16 protein-coding genes and 2 tRNA genes are annotated in these 16,044 nt (G+C 54.4%); 13 read left to right on the top strand and 5 right to left on the bottom strand.

Annotated elements, in window-relative coordinates; genetic code table 11:
* Window positions 1–102: 102 nt before the first annotated feature.
* From eptA to rnt, 5 genes are all read left to right on the top strand, one after another.
* Window positions 103–1,728 (top strand): phosphoethanolamine transferase EptA, encoded by a 1,626-nt coding sequence (gene eptA / locus ECL_RS11410; RefSeq protein ID WP_013096920.1) that lies wholly within the window; start codon window positions 103–105, stop codon window positions 1,726–1,728.
* Window positions 1,729–1,769: 41 nt separating this feature from the next.
* A complete protein-coding gene (locus ECL_RS11415) occupies window positions 1,770–2,369 on the top strand; it encodes a TetR/AcrR family transcriptional regulator (protein WP_028028082.1) in 600 nt (199 codons plus the stop codon).
* Between the two features lie 53 nt (window positions 2,370–2,422).
* Window positions 2,423–3,520 (top strand): alkene reductase, encoded by a 1,098-nt coding sequence (gene nemA / locus ECL_RS11420; RefSeq protein ID WP_013096922.1) that lies wholly within the window; start codon window positions 2,423–2,425, stop codon window positions 3,518–3,520.
* 100 nt (window positions 3,521–3,620) lie between these two features.
* Window positions 3,621–4,028: a lactoylglutathione lyase gene (gene gloA, locus ECL_RS11425; RefSeq protein ID WP_013096923.1), complete on the top strand. Its 408-nt coding sequence runs from the start codon at window positions 3,621–3,623 to the stop codon at window positions 4,026–4,028.
* 96 nt (window positions 4,029–4,124) lie between these two features.
* Entirely contained in the window at window positions 4,125–4,775 is a 651-nt protein-coding gene (gene rnt, locus ECL_RS11430; RefSeq protein WP_013096924.1) for a ribonuclease T, read from the top strand.
* Window positions 4,776–4,818: 43 nt separating this feature from the next.
* Here the strand turns inward: rnt and grxD are convergent, their stop codons facing one another.
* Complete coding sequence (gene grxD / locus ECL_RS11435; RefSeq protein ID WP_003832760.1) at window positions 4,819–5,166, bottom strand: monothiol glutaredoxin 4; 348 nt, start codon at window positions 5,164–5,166, stop codon at window positions 4,819–4,821.
* Window positions 5,167–5,504: 338 nt separating this feature from the next.
* On the opposite strand from grxD, the gene ECL_RS11440 reads away from it, so the two are divergent.
* Both ECL_RS11440 and sodB read left to right on the top strand, forming a co-directional pair.
* Entirely contained in the window at window positions 5,505–6,278 is a 774-nt protein-coding gene (locus tag ECL_RS11440; RefSeq protein ID WP_013096925.1) for a C40 family peptidase, read from the top strand.
* A 122-nt stretch (window positions 6,279–6,400) separates the two neighbouring features.
* A complete protein-coding gene (gene sodB / locus ECL_RS11445) occupies window positions 6,401–6,982 on the top strand; it encodes a superoxide dismutase [Fe] (protein WP_013096926.1) in 582 nt (193 codons plus the stop codon).
* Window positions 6,983–7,017: 35 nt separating this feature from the next.
* Here the strand turns inward: sodB and ECL_RS11450 are convergent, their stop codons facing one another.
* Both ECL_RS11450 and cydH read right to left on the bottom strand, forming a co-directional pair.
* The gene (locus ECL_RS11450) at window positions 7,018–8,184 is read right to left on the bottom strand and encodes an MFS transporter (RefSeq protein WP_013096927.1); all 1,167 of its coding nucleotides are present in this window, start codon (window positions 8,182–8,184) and stop codon (window positions 7,018–7,020) included.
* Between the two features lie 163 nt (window positions 8,185–8,347).
* Window positions 8,348–8,437, bottom strand: coding sequence for a cytochrome bd-I oxidase subunit CydH (gene cydH / locus ECL_RS11455; RefSeq protein ID WP_020688313.1), 90 nt, complete (start codon window positions 8,435–8,437; stop codon window positions 8,348–8,350).
* A 297-nt stretch (window positions 8,438–8,734) separates the two neighbouring features.
* Between cydH and purR the strand changes: the two genes are divergently transcribed.
* Complete coding sequence (gene purR, locus ECL_RS11460; protein ID WP_013096929.1) at window positions 8,735–9,760, top strand: HTH-type transcriptional repressor PurR; 1,026 nt, start codon at window positions 8,735–8,737, stop codon at window positions 9,758–9,760.
* 16 nt (window positions 9,761–9,776) lie between these two features.
* Here the strand turns inward: purR and punR are convergent, their stop codons facing one another.
* Window positions 9,777–10,688 carry a DNA-binding transcriptional activator PunR gene (punR, locus tag ECL_RS11465; protein ID WP_013096930.1) on the bottom strand — a complete coding sequence of 304 codons (912 nt, stop codon included), beginning with the start codon at window positions 10,686–10,688 and terminating at the stop codon, window positions 9,777–9,779.
* 115 nt (window positions 10,689–10,803) lie between these two features.
* On the opposite strand from punR, the gene punC reads away from it, so the two are divergent.
* Window positions 10,804–12,003 (top strand): purine nucleoside transporter PunC, encoded by a 1,200-nt coding sequence (punC, locus tag ECL_RS11470; protein ID WP_013096931.1) that lies wholly within the window; start codon window positions 10,804–10,806, stop codon window positions 12,001–12,003.
* A 298-nt stretch (window positions 12,004–12,301) separates the two neighbouring features.
* Window positions 12,302–13,450, top strand: a complete 1,149-nt coding sequence (cfa, locus tag ECL_RS11475) for a cyclopropane fatty acyl phospholipid synthase (protein ID WP_013096932.1) — start codon at window positions 12,302–12,304, stop codon at window positions 13,448–13,450.
* A 30-nt stretch (window positions 13,451–13,480) separates the two neighbouring features.
* Here cfa and ECL_RS11480 read toward each other — a convergent pair whose 3' ends face one another.
* A complete protein-coding gene (locus ECL_RS11480) occupies window positions 13,481–14,122 on the bottom strand; it encodes a riboflavin synthase (protein ID WP_013096933.1) in 642 nt (213 codons plus the stop codon).
* 226 nt (window positions 14,123–14,348) lie between these two features.
* Here ECL_RS11480 and mdtK point away from each other — a divergent pair, with 226 nt between their 5' ends.
* The 3 genes from mdtK to ECL_RS11495 all read left to right on the top strand — a co-directional run bounded on the left by mdtK (window position 14,349) and on the right by ECL_RS11495 (window position 16,033).
* Window positions 14,349–15,722: an MdtK family multidrug efflux MATE transporter gene (gene mdtK / locus ECL_RS11485; protein WP_013096934.1), complete on the top strand. Its 1,374-nt coding sequence runs from the start codon at window positions 14,349–14,351 to the stop codon at window positions 15,720–15,722.
* Window positions 15,723–15,875: 153 nt separating this feature from the next.
* A tRNA-Val gene (locus ECL_RS11490) sits at window positions 15,876–15,952 on the top strand.
* Between the two features lie 4 nt (window positions 15,953–15,956).
* Window positions 15,957–16,033, top strand: a tRNA-Val gene (locus ECL_RS11495).
* Window positions 16,034–16,044: the final 11 nt, after the last annotated feature.

Raw genomic sequence — 16,044 nt, forward strand, 5'->3', positions numbered from 1 at the left:
GCCCCACGTGCAAGGGCTTTACCACAGTTTTGTGGCATTAAGGTTTCACTAATCTTCCCTCTCTATACTCGCCTCATCAATATGATGACAGGTTTCTTTTCGATGTGGTTAACGAAGAAGTTACAGTGTAACGATATAAAATTCACTCTGGGTTGTGCGCTTTTCTTTACGCTGATAAACGCACTGTTTATTCAACGTAGCTGGGCCATTATTGCCCCGGCAAGGCTTCACGATATCCTTTTTGCCGCGTCCGTGCCGCTGGTGCTGTTCTGCGGCTGGGTGATTGTCTTCAGCCTGCTCAATATCCCCTTTATCCGTAAGCCGCTGCTGATCGTCTTAACCGTCGGCTGTGCCGCGGCAACGTACTTTATGTATACCTATGGCGCGGTGATCGATCAGAACATGATTGTTAACGTGTTCGAAACCAACTCTCAGGAAGCCACAGCGCTGGTCACGCCGCAGATGATTCTGTGGATTGTCATAGCAGGACTGGTTCCTTCCGTGGTGTTGGCGATGACGCGTATTCAAACCGGAAAATGGTGGTATGCGCTGCTGATGCGCGTTGCCGCCATGCTTGGCGCCCTGCTGGTGATCATCCTCGTCGCCGCCGTGTTTTATAAAGATTATGCGTCGCTGTTTCGCAACAATAAGAGCATCGTCAAGATGGTCACCCCTGCTAACTACGTCAGCGCCATGATGAAATACAGCAAAATGCGCTGGTTCGAAGGTGACCAAACGCTGGTGCGTATAGGTGAAGATGCGCATAAAGGCTCGCTGATTGCAGGTCAGAACAAGAAAACGGTTCTGGTGCTGGTTGTCGGTGAGGCCTCACGTGCCGCGAACTACTCGCTGAATGGTTATGGCCGTGAAACGAACCCGGAACTGAAAAAGCAGGATGTCATCAACTTCCCGCAGGCCACGTCATGCGGTACCGAAACGGCCGTTTCCGTTCCCTGCATGTTCTCCGGGATGACGCGCAGCAAATACGATGCCGACCTGGCGCATCACCAGGAAGGGTTGCTCGATGTGCTCAAACACGCGGGAATCAACCTGCTGTGGCGCGACAATGACGGCGGCTGTAAAGGTGCCTGCGACCGCGTACCCCATACCGATATGACCCAGTGGAACCTGGATCAGTTCTGCAAAGACAAGTCCTGTATTGATGATGTGAACTTCTACCGTCTCGACAACGTGCTGGACGGCCTGAAACAGGACACCGTACTGGTTATCCACCTGATGGGCAGCCACGGCCCGGCTTACTATCACCGTTACCCGGACAATTTCCGCAAATTCACCCCAACCTGCGAAACCAATGAGATTCAGGATTGCGATCACCAGGCGCTGATGAATACCTATGACAACACCATTCTGTATACCGACAGCGTGGTCAGCAAAACCATCGATGCGTTGAAGTCACGTCAGGCGAATATGAACACCGCGCTGATTTACCTTTCCGACCACGGCGAATCGCTGGGCGAAAGCGGAATTTATCTGCACGGCACGCCGTACATGCTGGCGCCAGAGCAACAAACGCACATTCCGTTTATGTTCTGGTTATCACCGGACTACGCGAAAAACTTTGGTATCAACGCGCAGTGCCTGCGCGACTATGCAGCAAAAAATGCGGTTTCGCAGGATAATCTGTTCTCTACTGTACTGGGTATGATGGATGTGAAATCAACGGTTTATCAGCAGCAACTGGATATCCTGCGCGCATGTCGTCAGTAAACGCCCTTGCAATAGACCGAACGGTCTATTAGAGTTTGGCCATGAGCAGAAATACTGAACACGATACACGCGAACATTTACTGGCGACCGGCGAGCGGCTTTGCATGCATCGCGGGTTTACCGGTATGGGGTTAAGCGAGTTACTTAAAACCGCTGAAGTGCCAAAGGGGTCGTTTTATCACTACTTCCGATCCAAAGAGGCGTTTGGCGTGGCGATGCTGGAGCGGCACTATGCCAGCTACCATCAACGCCTGGCCACCCATTTCGCCAGTGGTGAAGGAAACTATCGGGATCGTGTTCTCAACTACTATCAGGAAACGCTGAACCAGTTCTGTCAGCAGGGCATTATCAGCGGTTGCCTGACGGTAAAACTCTCTGCAGAAGTGTGCGATCTCTCCGAAGATATGCGCGCGGCAATGGATAAAGGTGCCAGCGGCGTGATCGCCCTGCTGGCGCAGGCGCTTGAGAATGGCCGCCGTGAAAAAACGCTGGCCTTCGCCGGTGAGGCGTTAACCCAGGCGCAGGTTTTATATTCGCTCTGGTTAGGGGCGAACCTGCAGGCCAAAATTTCCCGCAGTGCCGTGCCGCTGGAAAGCGCACTGGCACATGTTAATAGCAGCATTACTGCGCCTGGCGTGTAGCAGGCGTTTTTATTTACTTAATTACTAGTCGACTGGTCTACTCAGGAGTCGTTATGTCAGCTGAAAAACTTTTCACCCCACTGAAAGTGGGCGCCGTCACCGCACCAAACCGCGTGTTTATGGCCCCACTCACCCGTCTGCGCAGCATAGAGCCGGGTGATATCCCAACCCCACTGATGGGTGAATATTATCGTCAGCGCGCCAGCTCTGGTCTCATCATCACTGAAGCCACGCAGATTTCCGCACAGGCGAAGGGATATGCCGGCGCACCAGGCCTGCACAGCCCGGAGCAGATTGCCGCCTGGAAGAAAATCACCGCTGGCGTTCACGCCGAAGAGGGTCGCATTGCGGTTCAGCTGTGGCACACCGGTCGTATCTCTCACAGCAGCATTCAGCCTGGCGGTCAGGCGCCGGTTTCCGCGTCGGCCCTGAATGCGAATACCCGCACTTCCCTGCGCGATGAAAACGGTAACGCGATCCGCGTCGATACCTCAACGCCACGCGCCCTTGAGCTGGATGAGATCCCGGGTATCGTGAACGATTTCCGTCAGGCGGTGGCTAACGCCCGCGAAGCCGGTTTTGATCTGGTTGAACTGCACTCCGCGCACGGATACCTCCTGCACCAGTTCCTTTCACCGTCGTCCAACCACCGCACCGACCAGTACGGCGGTAACGTCGAAAACCGCGCCCGTCTGGTGCTGGAAGTGGTTGATGCCGTTTGTCAGGAGTGGAGCCCGGACCGTATTGGTATTCGCGTCTCCCCAATCGGTACGTTCCAGAACGTCGACAACGGTCCGAACGAAGAAGCGGACGCGCTGTATCTGATTGAAGAACTGGCGAAACGCGGTATCGCGTATCTGCACATGTCCGAGCCGGACTGGGCCGGTGGTCAGCCTTACTCTGAGGCTTTCCGCCAGAAAGTGCGCGAGCGTTTCCACGGGGTGATCATCGGTGCGGGGGCCTATACGCCTGAGAAAGCCGAAGATCTGATTAATAAAGGGTTGATCGACGCCGTGGCCTTTGGTCGTGATTACATTGCCAACCCGGACCTGGTTGCCCGTCTGCAGCAGAAAGCAGCGCTGAACCCACAGCGCCCGGAAAGCTTCTACGGCGGCGGCGCGGAAGGCTATACCGACTACCCTACGCTGTAATCTCTCCGTTGTGCATTGATAGCGGCGGCCTTTCGCCGCTATACTAAAACTTCGTTTCTGTTCAAAAAGATACTCTACTCCATTGGTTAATGAGGAAATTATGCGCCTACTTCACACCATGCTGCGCGTTGGCGATCTGCAACGTTCCATCGATTTCTACACTAACGTACTGGGTATGAAGCTGCTGCGCACCAGCGAAAACCCGGAATACAAATACTCGCTGGCATTCGTGGGTTACGGCCCGGAAACGGATGAAGCGGTTATCGAGCTGACCTATAACTGGGGCGTCGACAGCTATGAGCTGGGCACGGCGTATGGCCACATCGCGCTGGAAGTGGACAACGCGGCAGAAGCCTGTGAACGCATTCGCAGCAACGGTGGCAACGTCACGCGTGAAGCGGGCCCGGTAAAAGGCGGCACCACCGTGATTGCGTTTGTTGAAGATCCAGACGGTTATAAAATCGAGCTGATTGAAGCCAAAGACGCCGGTCGCGGTCTGGGCAACTGATCCCTCAGGGCGCACTATGCGCCCGTTGTTTTACTGCATCCCACGCCAAAATTTGCCATAATGCGCTCTGCTTTTTTCCCCTTGTAAGAGACCCTGATGTCCGATAACGCTCAACTTACCGGTCTGTGCGACCGTTTTCGTGGTTTTTATCCTGTTGTCATTGATGTCGAAACAGCCGGATTTAACGCTAAAACCGATGCGCTGCTTGAAATTGCCGCCATCACGCTGAAGATGGATGAAGAGGGCTGGCTTACACCGGACACCACGCTGCATTTCCACGTTGAGCCCTTTGAAGGCGCAAACCTGCAGCCAGAGGCGCTGGCGTTTAATGGCATCGATCCGCATAACCCGCTGCGCGGTGCGGTGAGCGAATATGACGCGCTGCACGCCATTTTCAAAATGGTGCGTAAAGGCATGAAAGAGAGCAACTGCAGCCGTGCCATTATGGTGGCGCATAACGCCACGTTCGATCACAGCTTTACGATGGCCGCCGCCGAGCGAGCCTCTCTTAAGCGTAACCCCTTCCACCCGTTTGTGACCTTTGACACCGCCGCACTGAGTGGCCTGGCGCTGGGACAAACGGTCTTGTCAAAAGCCTGTATTACGGCCGGGATTGAGTTTGACGGCACGCAGGCGCACTCCGCGCTGTATGATACGGAGCGCACCGCAGAGCTGTTCTGTGAAATAGTCAACCGCTGGAAGCGTCTGGGCGGCTGGCCGCTGGCGATGGGCGACAGCGAAGAATAAAAAAAGCGACCTCTTAAGGTCGCTTTTTTATTTGCGCAGAAAATTACTCTGCGTCCGGCTCTTCGGTTTTGTACTTCGCCGCCGTCTCTTTGATTAGCTGCTGCAGTTCGCCGCGCTGATACATTTCAATCAGGATATCGCAACCGCCAACCAGTTCACCGTCGACCCAAAGCTGCGGGAACGTCGGCCAGTTCGCGTATTTTGGCAGCTCAGCGCGGATGTCCGGGTTCTGCAGGATATCAACGTAAGCAAAACGTTCACCACAGGCAGAAAGCGCCTGAACCGCTTGCGCGGAGAAGCCACAGCTTGGCAGCTTCGGAGAACCTTTCATATACAGCAGAATCGGGTTTTCAGCGATCTGGCGCTGGATTTTTTCAATAGTGGTGCTCATGTCTTGCTTCCTTTAACTTCTGTTACGGCATTAGTCTGACATTGTAGCGGTTCAGACTGGCATCGGAAAATAACATTTTTGTCACGTATAGCTATTTTATCGCGAGTGGCGAAAAGTTGCATTGTAAATGGTGCTTAACCCTGCGGCAGGCAGGGTTTTGCTTAGGGCGTGAACAATTGTGCGACAAATCGATGAATTTTTTTGCACTTGCTAACGAAACAGGTTTTTAGATTGAAAAATGCTATTAACTTCTCGGGTTTTTATGGATTAGAATCGACGGGCTTTGTAAATCACACGCGGGTATTATTGATGACCTGCATTTATCAGGGGACTGCCCAGTGGCGCGGATAAATAAAATCTCGATCACGCTCTGTGCTTTACTGTTTACATCACTCTCTTTCACGCCAGCGGCAAACGCCTCTCAACAGGCGCGGCACTCTGCTGTGCAAAAAACGCATCTGGCAAAAACCACAGAACGTAAAAAAAAGACTACCACTAAGAACGAAAAGAAAAAAACAACCGCTCAAACGAAAAAGACCGCCTCCAGCAAATCGAAATCAACATCTTCCCGCACTGCCCTCGCATCGAAACGTAAAGCCTCAAAAACTGCTGCCAACCTCGTAACGGAAAAATGCACCACGCGCAAAGGGCATAAAGCCAAATGCACGAAAGTGACAAAAATTGCCGACGCGCATAAGGTTCGGGTACAGAAAGCGCAAAAAACGGCGATGAATAAGCTGATGGGGCAAATTGGCAAACCGTATCGCTGGGGTGGCACCTCTCCCCGCACCGGTTTTGACTGCAGCGGGCTGGTGTATTACGCCTATAAAGATCTGGTGAAATTCCGCATTCCGCGTACCGCCAATGAAATGTACCACCTGCGCGACGCCGCCCCCGTTAACCGTGGCGAGCTGCAAAATGGCGATCTGGTCTTCTTCCGCACCCAGGGTCGCGGTACGGCTGATCACGTCGGCGTGTATGTGGGTAACGGGAAGTTTATTCAGTCCCCACGAAGCGGTCAGGACATTCAGATCACCTCGCTTAGCGAAGACTACTGGGTGCGTCACTACGTCGGCGCACGCCGCGTCATGACGCCGAAAACCATCCGCTAAACCCTGCCCTGCCGTCACTACGGCAGGGTAAGTTCCTCTTTTGCATACCCTTTCAATTTGCTATCCTGTCCTTGTTGTCTGTGTGGTTATTGGCAACGCAAAATACAATAAGGAGAGAAGCAATGTCGTTCGAATTACCTGCACTACCGTATGCAAAAGACGCCCTGGCACCGCACATTTCTGCGGAAACCCTGGAATATCATTACGGCAAACATCACCAGACCTATGTCACCAACCTGAACAACCTGATCAAGGGCACCGATTTTGAAGGCAAAACGCTGGAAGAGATCGTCCGCAGTTCAGACGGTGGCGTATTCAACAACGCTGCTCAGGTGTGGAACCACACCTTCTACTGGCACTGCCTGGCACCAAATGCTGGCGGCGAGCCGACCGGCGAACTGGCTACTGCGATTAACGCCGCCTTTGGCAGCTTTGCGGAGTTCAAAGCGAAATTTACCGATGCCGCAATCAAAAACTTCGGTTCTGGCTGGACATGGCTGGTAAAAGAGGCCGATGGCAAACTGGCTATCGTCTCCACGTCTAACGCGGGTACACCACTGACCACCAGCGCGACTCCGCTGATGACCGTGGATGTCTGGGAACACGCGTACTACATTGATTACCGTAACGCGCGTCCTAACTACCTGGAGCACTTCTGGGCACTGGTTAACTGGGACTTTGTGGCGAAGAACTTCGCCGCGTAAGAGAGACGCAGAAGGGTTTCCCCTTCTGCGTTTTTTTATTCGGCAGCACAGGCCGCTTCAGGCTGTTTACGACCCGACATCATCACTAACAGCAGGCCAAGCGCGGCAATAATGGCCCCCATCACCGGCACAAAGCTGTATCCCAGACCACCCGAAATCACAGTACCGCCCGCTGCAGCACCGAGCGCATTGCCCAGATTGAACGCGCCAATATTCACCGACGATGAAAGACCCGGCGCCTCATGCGCGACGCGCATTACGCGCATCTGCAGCGGCGGAACCACGGCAAAGGTGGCCGCACCCCAGACGACCATCGCAATGGCCGCGCCATACTCATTACGCGCCAGCCAGGGAATGGCAATCATGATGACAATCAGCAGGGTCAGAAAACCCTTCAGCGTTCCGCTTACGGAGCGGTCAGCAAATTTCCCACCCAGATAGTTACCAATCGAGAAGCCCACGCCAATCAGCACCAGCATCGCGGTGATAAAGATCGGCGTCGCGTGAGTGATGTCATGCAGCACCGGCGAAATATAGGTGTAAAGGGTAAACATCGCCCCGGCACCCAGCACGGTGGTGAGCAGCGCCGAGAGCACCTGCGGGCGCATCAGTACCGACAGCTCTTTACGAACTTCAGGACGCTCACCAGCGCTGCCTTTCGGCAGAGAGAAGAACAACGCCACCATCGCGACAACACCCAGTACGGCGGTTGCGAGGAACGACATACGCCAGCCAATGACCTCACCCAGCCAGGTGGCCGCAGGAACGCCGCCAATGTTGGCGATGGTCAGGCCCATAAACATGGTTGCCACGGCACTCGCCTGCTTGTGTTTGGGCACCACGCTTGCCGCCACCACCGACCCCAACCCAAAGAAAGCGCCGTGGTTAAGGCTTGTCAGGATACGTGACAGCATCAGCGTGGTGTAATCAGGCGAAATGGCGGAGAGCACGTTGCCAAGGGTAAAGATAGCCATCAGGAAAATCAGCGCATTGCGGCGCGCTCGGTGGGAAAGCAACAGCGTCATCAGCGGTGCCCCTACCATCACACCAATGGCATAGGCGCTGATTAACATCCCGGCTGCAGGGATAGAGACGTCCACACCGCGGGCGATAACCGGTAAGAGTCCCATAGGGGAAAATTCAGTGGTGCCAATCCCAAAAGCGCCAATCGCCAGGGCCAGCAGGGGAAAATTGATTTTCATGCGTCAACTCCGGATGCCGTGTCATGTGTTGACACAGAACAAAGAAGCCGAAAGCATGACATCAATCACAAAAAATGAGAAGTTAACAAATTGGCAAAAGATTTTTGCCGGAGATGTAACAATGAGGGCAAGCGGGAGAGAGCGAACGCCCCCTCCGCGTAAATCAGTGCAGTGCAGCCGTCAGACCTGCAGCAACAATCAGCGCCAGCACAATAACGGTGGTGAACAGCGAAAACTTCAGATCGGAACTCATCAATTTTTCTCCTTTTAATCCCCCCACGAAAAGTGAGCTTGCTCATTTTTACACAATTTACGTCAAAAATCTTCCAGGATTTAAACGGATAACCACTTTAGCTCTTCCCCTTTTCATCAAGATAGGACAAAATTCCACGCTAAATTTATTAGCGTACCGGCCATTGACCCCCTCCTGACGTCCCGTGTCGTTTTCCTGGCGTGCCGCAATTCAAAATTGCGTGATAAGGGTGAGAGAAGGCAAACGTTTACCTTCAAGGTTTTCAGGAGTTTAGGATATGGTCTGGAGTGACATTTAATGGCAACAATTAAAGACGTAGCAAAACGCGCAAACGTTTCCACTACAACCGTATCACATGTAATTAACAAAACCCGCTTCGTGGCGGAAGAGACGCGCAACGCCGTCTGGGCGGCAATCAAAGAGCTGCACTACTCGCCGAGTGCCGTTGCGCGTAGCCTTAAAGTTAATCACACCAAATCCATTGGTTTGCTGGCGACCAGCAGTGAAGCGGCCTATTTTGCCGAAATCATCGAAGCGGTTGAGAAAAACTGCTTCCAGAAAGGCTATACCCTTATCCTCGGCAACGCGTGGAACAATATTGAAAAACAGCGCGCCTATCTGTCGATGATGGCGCAAAAGCGTGTGGATGGCCTGCTGGTGATGTGTTCCGAATACCCGGAATCTGTCCTTTCCATGCTGGAAGAGTATCGTCATATCCCGATGGTGGTGATGGACTGGGGCGAAGCGCGCGCCGACTTTACCGACTCCGTCATCGATAACGCCTTCGAAGGCGGTTATATGGCGGGCCGCTATCTGATTGAACGCGGTCACCGTGAAATTGGCGTGATCCCGGGGCCGCTCGAGCGCAACACCGGTGCTGGCCGTCTGGCCGGGTTTATGAAGGCGATGGAAGAAGCGCTGATCACCGTGCCGGAAAACTGGATCGTGCAGGGCGACTTTGAGCCGGAGTCTGGCTACCGCGCCATGCAGCAGATCGTTTCTCAGCCGCATCGTCCAACGGCGGTGTTCTGCGGCGGGGACATCATGGCGATGGGGGCCCTGTGTGCAGCCGATGAGCTGGGCCTGCGCGTGCCGCAGGATATATCCGTGATCGGCTATGACAACGTGCGCAACGCGCGCTTCTTTACGCCTGCGCTGACCACCATCCACCAGCCGAAGGATTCTCTCGGTGAAACGGCCTTCAATATGCTGATGGACAGGATCGTCAACAAACGTGAAGAGTCGCAGTCCATTGAAGTTCACCCGCGCCTTATCGAGCGCCGTTCCGTTGCGGATGGTCCATTCCGCGACTACCGTCGTTAATCTCGTGTGGAGCCAGCTAAGCTGGCTCCCGTAGCCATTCCCGGTTAAGCGTTTCGCTGTCTCCCAGATAATCCAGTAGCCATGCCATGGCGGGCGACACATCATTTTGTTGCCACGTCAGGCAGCAGGCCGCATCCGGGAACGGATTCTCCAGCGTCAGCTCGACCCATTCACCGGTATCGATTCTCGGCTTAGCGAAATGGACGGGAACCATCGCGACGCACAGCCCGGCGCTGAGGCAGGTCGCGGAGGATTCCCAGTCCGGCGCTACCACCCGCCGCTGGTTATCAAGAAGCCAGGTAATACGTTTTGGCAACGAGCGCGAGGTATCCTCCAGCACCAGCGACGGCCAGTTGCGCAGCGTGTCGTCACTCAGCGGTCCCTCCAGGGCAGCCAGCGGATGATCGTGTGCCACGACACATTTCCAGCTCAACATGCCCATATCGCGAAACGCATAGCGCCCCCCGACGGGGATCGCCTGGGTTGCGCCAATCGCCATCTCTGCCCTGCCGTCCGCCAGCGCGTCCCAGACCCCGTTGAATACCTCCTGCGAGACACGAAGTTCAACGTCTGAAAAATGGCGATAGAAATCCACGATCATCTGCCGGGTACGCTCCGGCTTAACGATATTGTCCACGGCGATGGAAAGATGTCCGCGCCAGCCGTTGGCGATCTGCTGGCACTGTTCGCGGGTGATCTGCATTTTTTTGATAACAGAACGCCCTTCTTTCAAAAACCACGCGCCAGCAGGCGTTAATTCCACATCGCGATGCCGCCGTTCGAACAGCGGAACCGCCAGCCACTCTTCAAGCTGCCGCACCGTGTAGCTGATAGCCGAAGGGACGCGGTGCAACTCCTGTGCCGCACCGCTAAAGCTGCCGTTACGCGCGACAGCATCCACCACTTCAAGAGAATAATCTGACCACATTTTCTGCCTGCAAAAAATTTGAATGCAACCGCCAAATATTAGCGTTTCACAACCCGCTTTGCACTCCCTACACTCTGCGCCAGTGTCTACCTGCCTCCTCAAGGAGAATAAAACAATGCAACCCAGGAATGGATTTTTAGTCTGGCTCGGCGGTTTGAGCGTGCTGGGCTTTTTGGCCACCGATATGTACCTGCCCGCGTTTGCGGCGATGCAGGAAGATCTGCAAACGCCAGCCGCGGCCATCAGCGCCAGCCTGAGTTTGTTCCTCGCCGGTTTTGCCATCGCACAGCTGCTCTGGGGCCCGCTCTCCGATCGCTTCGGGCGTAAACCGGTGTTGTTGCTGGGCCTGGCCATTTTTGCCGCAGGCTGTCTGGGAATGTTGTGGGTACGCGATGCGACCTGGCTGCTGGTGCTGCGCTTTGTGCAGGCCGTCGGCGTCTGTGCCGCGGCGGTAACCTGGCAGGCTCTCGTGACCGACTACTACCCGGCCAACCGTACCAACCGAATTTTCGCCACCATTATGCCGCTGGTTGGCCTGTCACCCGCCCTCGCTCCCCTGCTGGGCAGCTGGATCCTCGCGCACTTTGACTGGCAGGCCATTTTTGCCACGCTGTTTGCCATCACCCTGGTACTGATGCTGCCAGCGTTTGCCCTCAAGCCCGCGCATAAAAAAGAGGCGCATGCTGACGCTAAACCGATCACGTTCCTCTTCCTGCTGAGCGCCAAAGCGTATCGTGGTAACGTCCTGGTCTATGCCGCCTGCTCGGCGAGCTTCTTCGCCTGGCTCACCGGCTCGCCGTTTATTCTGCACGATATGGGGTACAGCCCGGCCGCCATTGGTCTGAGCTATGTCCCACAGACCATCGCCTTCCTGCTGGGCGGATACGGCTGCCGTGCGGCGCTGCAGAAATGGGAAGGCCAGCAGATGCTGCCCTGGCTGCTGGCGCTGTTTGCGTTGAGCGTGGGCGCCACCTGGGCCGTTGGGTTTATTCCAGGCGTCGGTCTGACGGAGATTTTGATTCCGTTCTGCGTGATGGCGGTGGCTAACGGTGCCATTTACCCTATCGTGGTCGCACAGGCGTTACGTCCTTTCCCGCAGGCGACAGGACGCGCCGCGGCGCTGCAAAATACCCTGCAGCTCGGCCTGTGCTTCCTGGCAAGCCTGGTGGTGTCAGCGCTGATTGCCACCCCGCTGTTAACTACCACCAGCGTGATGCTGGTCACCGTTGCGCTGGCAGTAATGGGTTATCGCATGCAATCCGCCGCACAGCGCGAGCTTGAGAACCATGCTCAGGCGGAAACGTCGCACGCGTAATCACTGGGGAAAATATGTAACATTTCAGTGATTAGGTTGCTAAGAATTTTCTATTGAATCACCAAATTTTGAGGCCTATACTAAATTTGGTTCGATTAAATACGATAAATATTAAGTGTTAACGGGAGCCGGAGTGCTCCCGTTTTACCATGGAAGGCATTTCGGCAAGGGTTATCTCCCTTCCTCTGTTCTACGTCGGATACTAGCCTCGCGGTATTTACCGTGAGATTTCTCACAAACCATAAAAAGCGTCTACGCTGTTTGAAGGTTCTGATCACAGTAAGGTGATGGAGAAGCTATGAGTTCATCGTGTATAGAAGAAGTCAGCGTTCCGGACGATAACTGGTCCCGGATCGTCAGTGAACTGTTAGGTCGTGCAGGCATCACTATCAACGGATCTTCACCCTCCGATCCGCAGGTCAAACATCCCGATTTTTTTAAACGCGTGCTGCGCGAGGGATCGTTAGGGCTGGGCGAAAGCTATATGGATGGCTGGTGGGATTGCGAGCGGCTGGATATTTTCTTTGCCAGCGTGTTGCGCGCCGGTCTGGAGAACCAGCTCCCCCGCAATATAAAAGATACGTTGCGCGTCGCCTCCGCCCGTTTGTTCAATCTGCAAAGCAAAAAGCGGGCGTGGATCGTGGGCAAAGAGCACTACGACCTCGGTAACGATTTGTTCAGCCGCATGCTGGATCCCTTCATGCAATACTCCTGCGCCTACTGGAAAAAGGCGACAACCCTCGAAGAAGCCCAGCAGGATAAACTGCGTCTGATTAGCGAGAAACTGCAGCTGCAGCCCGGCATGCGTGTGCTGGATATCGGCTGCGGCTGGGGCGGTCTGGCGTATTTTATGGCGAAGCACTACGGCGTCAGCGTGGTCGGCGTAACCATTTCAGCCGAACAGCAAAAAATGGCCCGGGAGCGCTGCCAGGGTCTCGACGTTGATATCCGTCTGCAGGATTACCGCGACCTCAACGAGCAGTTTGATCGCATTGTTTCCGTGGGCATGTTTGAGCACGTGGGGCCGAAAAATTACGACACCTATTTTGAGGTGGTGGATCGTAATTTAAAACCCGACGGCATTTTCCTGCTGCACACCATAGGCTCTAAGCGCACGGACAATAACGTTGACCCGTGGATCAATAAATACATCTTTCCGAATGGCTGTTTGCCTTCCGTTCGCCAGATTGCCAACGCCAGCGAAAGCCACTTCATTATGGAAGACTGGCATAACTTTGGCGCGGATTACGACACCACGCTTATGGCGTGGCATGAACGTTTCCAGCAAGCGTGGCCTGAGATTGCAGACAACTATTCTGAGCGATTTAAACGGATGTTCAGCTATTATCTGAATGCCTGCGCAGGTGCGTTCCGCGCGCGTGATATTCAGCTCTGGCAGGTGGTCTTCAGTCGTGGCATTGAACATGGCTTACGTGTGCCGCGCTAAAAAATAACCCCGGGTATCCGGGGTTATTTTTTATTCTTCTTCGGTGGCCTTTATTATGGCCGCCTCTTTCGCCGCCAGCACACGCTCGACGGTATCCACGACCGCCTGGGTTTGTGGATCGATTTCGATATTCACACGCTGCCCCAGTTTTTTCGCCCCCAGCGTCGTACGCTGCAGCGTTTCCGGAATTAAATGCACGCAAAAACGCGTCGGCGTCACTTCTCCGACCGTCAGGCTAATCCCATCAATACCAATAAATCCTTTATACAGGATGTATTTCATTAATGACGGATCCTGCACTTTAAACCAGATTTGACGGTTATTTTCAGAGGTGACAATTTTCGCCACTTCGGCGGTGGTCATGATATGGCCCGACATCAGGTGGCCGCCAATTTCATCGCTGAACTTCGCCGCACGCTCTACGTTTACGGTATCGCCCACCACCAGTTCGCCCAGGTTGGTGATACGCAGCGTTTCTTTCATTAAATCAAAGCTAATCTGGTTGCCGTTAATTTCGGTCACCGTCAGGCAGCAGCCGTTATGCGCAACCGAGGCACCGGTTTCGATGCCATCCAGCATATATTCTGGCAGCTCAACGACGTGGGTACGGAAATTAGGTTTTTCATCAATGGACACCACTTTAGCGGTGCCCTGCACAATACCAGTAAACATGCTTACAACTCCTGTATTTTCCGGACGGTGGTGACACCGTTTAATCCCACCACAATAACAGTTGGAAATACAGGTTGCCAGAGCAGCGCATTTTCTGGCGATTTTTTCACTAGATTAATAGCTAAAGCCCGCTACAATAGCTGGCTCCCCCTCTGCTTTTTCTTCTTGCTGCCAGTTACGGCGGCTTTTTTAGTCTCTCATATAACTACAAAATAAAGGTGTTCACGTGCAGAAGTACATGAATGAAGCGCGGCAGTTATTGGCACTGGCTATCCCGGTGATCATCGCGCAGGTGGCCCAGACCGCAATGGGATTTGTGGATACGGTGATGGCCGGTGGCTACAGCGCCACCGATATGGCCGCCGTGGCAATCGGAACCTCTATCTGGCTTCCGGCCATTCTCTTCGGTCACGGCCTGCTGCTGGCACTCACGCCGGTTATCGCCCAGCTGAATGGTTCCGGCCGACGTGAACGTATCGCCCATCAGGTGCGCCAGGGCTTTTGGCTGGCTGGATTTGTCTCCGTACTGATTATGATCGTGCTCTGGAACGCCGGGCATATCATTCGCGCCATGCATAATATCGACCCGGCTCTGGCAGACAAAGCCGTGGGGTATCTGCGCGCCCTGCTCTGGGGTGTACCGGGTTATCTCTTCTTCCAGGTAGCGCGTAACCAGTGCGAAGGCCTGGCAAAAACCAAGCCGGGGATGGTCATGGGCTTTATCGGTTTACTGGTCAACATTCCGGTGAACTATATCTTTATTTACGGCCATTTTGGTATGCCGGAGCTTGGCGGCGTAGGCTGCGGCGTGGCAACAGCGGCGGTGTACTGGGTGATGTTCTTTAGCATACTCACCTTTGTTAAACACGCCCGCTCCCTGCGTGATATCCGCAATGAGCGTTCATTCAGCACGCCGGACTGGCACATTATGATGCGTCTGGTACAGCTGGGGCTGCCCATTGCGCTGGCACTGTTCTTCGAAGTGACTCTGTTTGCCGTGGTCGCCCTGCTGGTCTCGCCACTGGGCATTGTGAACGTGGCCGGACACCAGATTGCGCTGAACTTCAGCTCGCTGATGTTCGTCCTGCCGATGTCGCTGGCGGCCGCGGTCACCATCCGCGTCGGCTTCCGTCTGGGGCAAGGTTCAACCCTTGATGCACAAACGGCTGCGCGTACCGGGCTGGGCGTGGGTGTCTGTATGGCGGTCTGCACCGCGCTTTTCACCGTCGCACTCCGGGAGCAAATTGCCCTGCTCTACAATGACAATCCGGAAGTGGTGATGCTGGCATCGCATCTGATGCTGCTGGCAGCGGTATACCAGATCTCTGACTCCATCCAGGTGATCGGCAGCGGCGTACTGCGTGGTTATAAAGATACCCGCTCCATCTTCTTTATTACCTTCATCGCCTACTGGGTGTTGGGTCTGCCGAGCGGTTACATTCTCGCGCTCACCGATCTGGTGGTGGATCGTATGGGGCCCGCAGGGTTCTGGATCGGCTTTATTATCGGTCTGACCTCTGCGGCTATCATGATGATGCTGCGTATGCGCTTCCTGCAACGTCAGCCATCCACGGTAATTTTGCAACGCGCCGCACGTTAAATACACAGTAGCCGCCTGCTGGCGGCTACTTTCTCTTCACTTTGCGCGGTAATGAAGCAATCGCGTGAAATCAGAGAGAAAAATGCATTTTGCCTCTTGCCACTGCGGTGCTGTGCCGCTAATATTCGTCCCCGTTGTCACCGACAACACGTTGCGTTCATAGCTCAGTTGGTTAGAGCACCACCTTGACATGGTGGGGGTCGTTGGTTCGAGTCCAATTGAACGCACCATTCTGCGTCCGTAGCTCAGTTGGTTAGAGCACCACCTTGACATGGTGGGGGTCGGTGGTTCGAGTCCACTCGGACGCACCATTTCAGTCCTG

The organism is Enterobacter cloacae subsp. cloacae ATCC 13047 (assembly GCF_000025565.1).
Taxonomy (GTDB): Bacteria; Pseudomonadota; Gammaproteobacteria; order Enterobacterales; family Enterobacteriaceae; genus Enterobacter; species Enterobacter cloacae.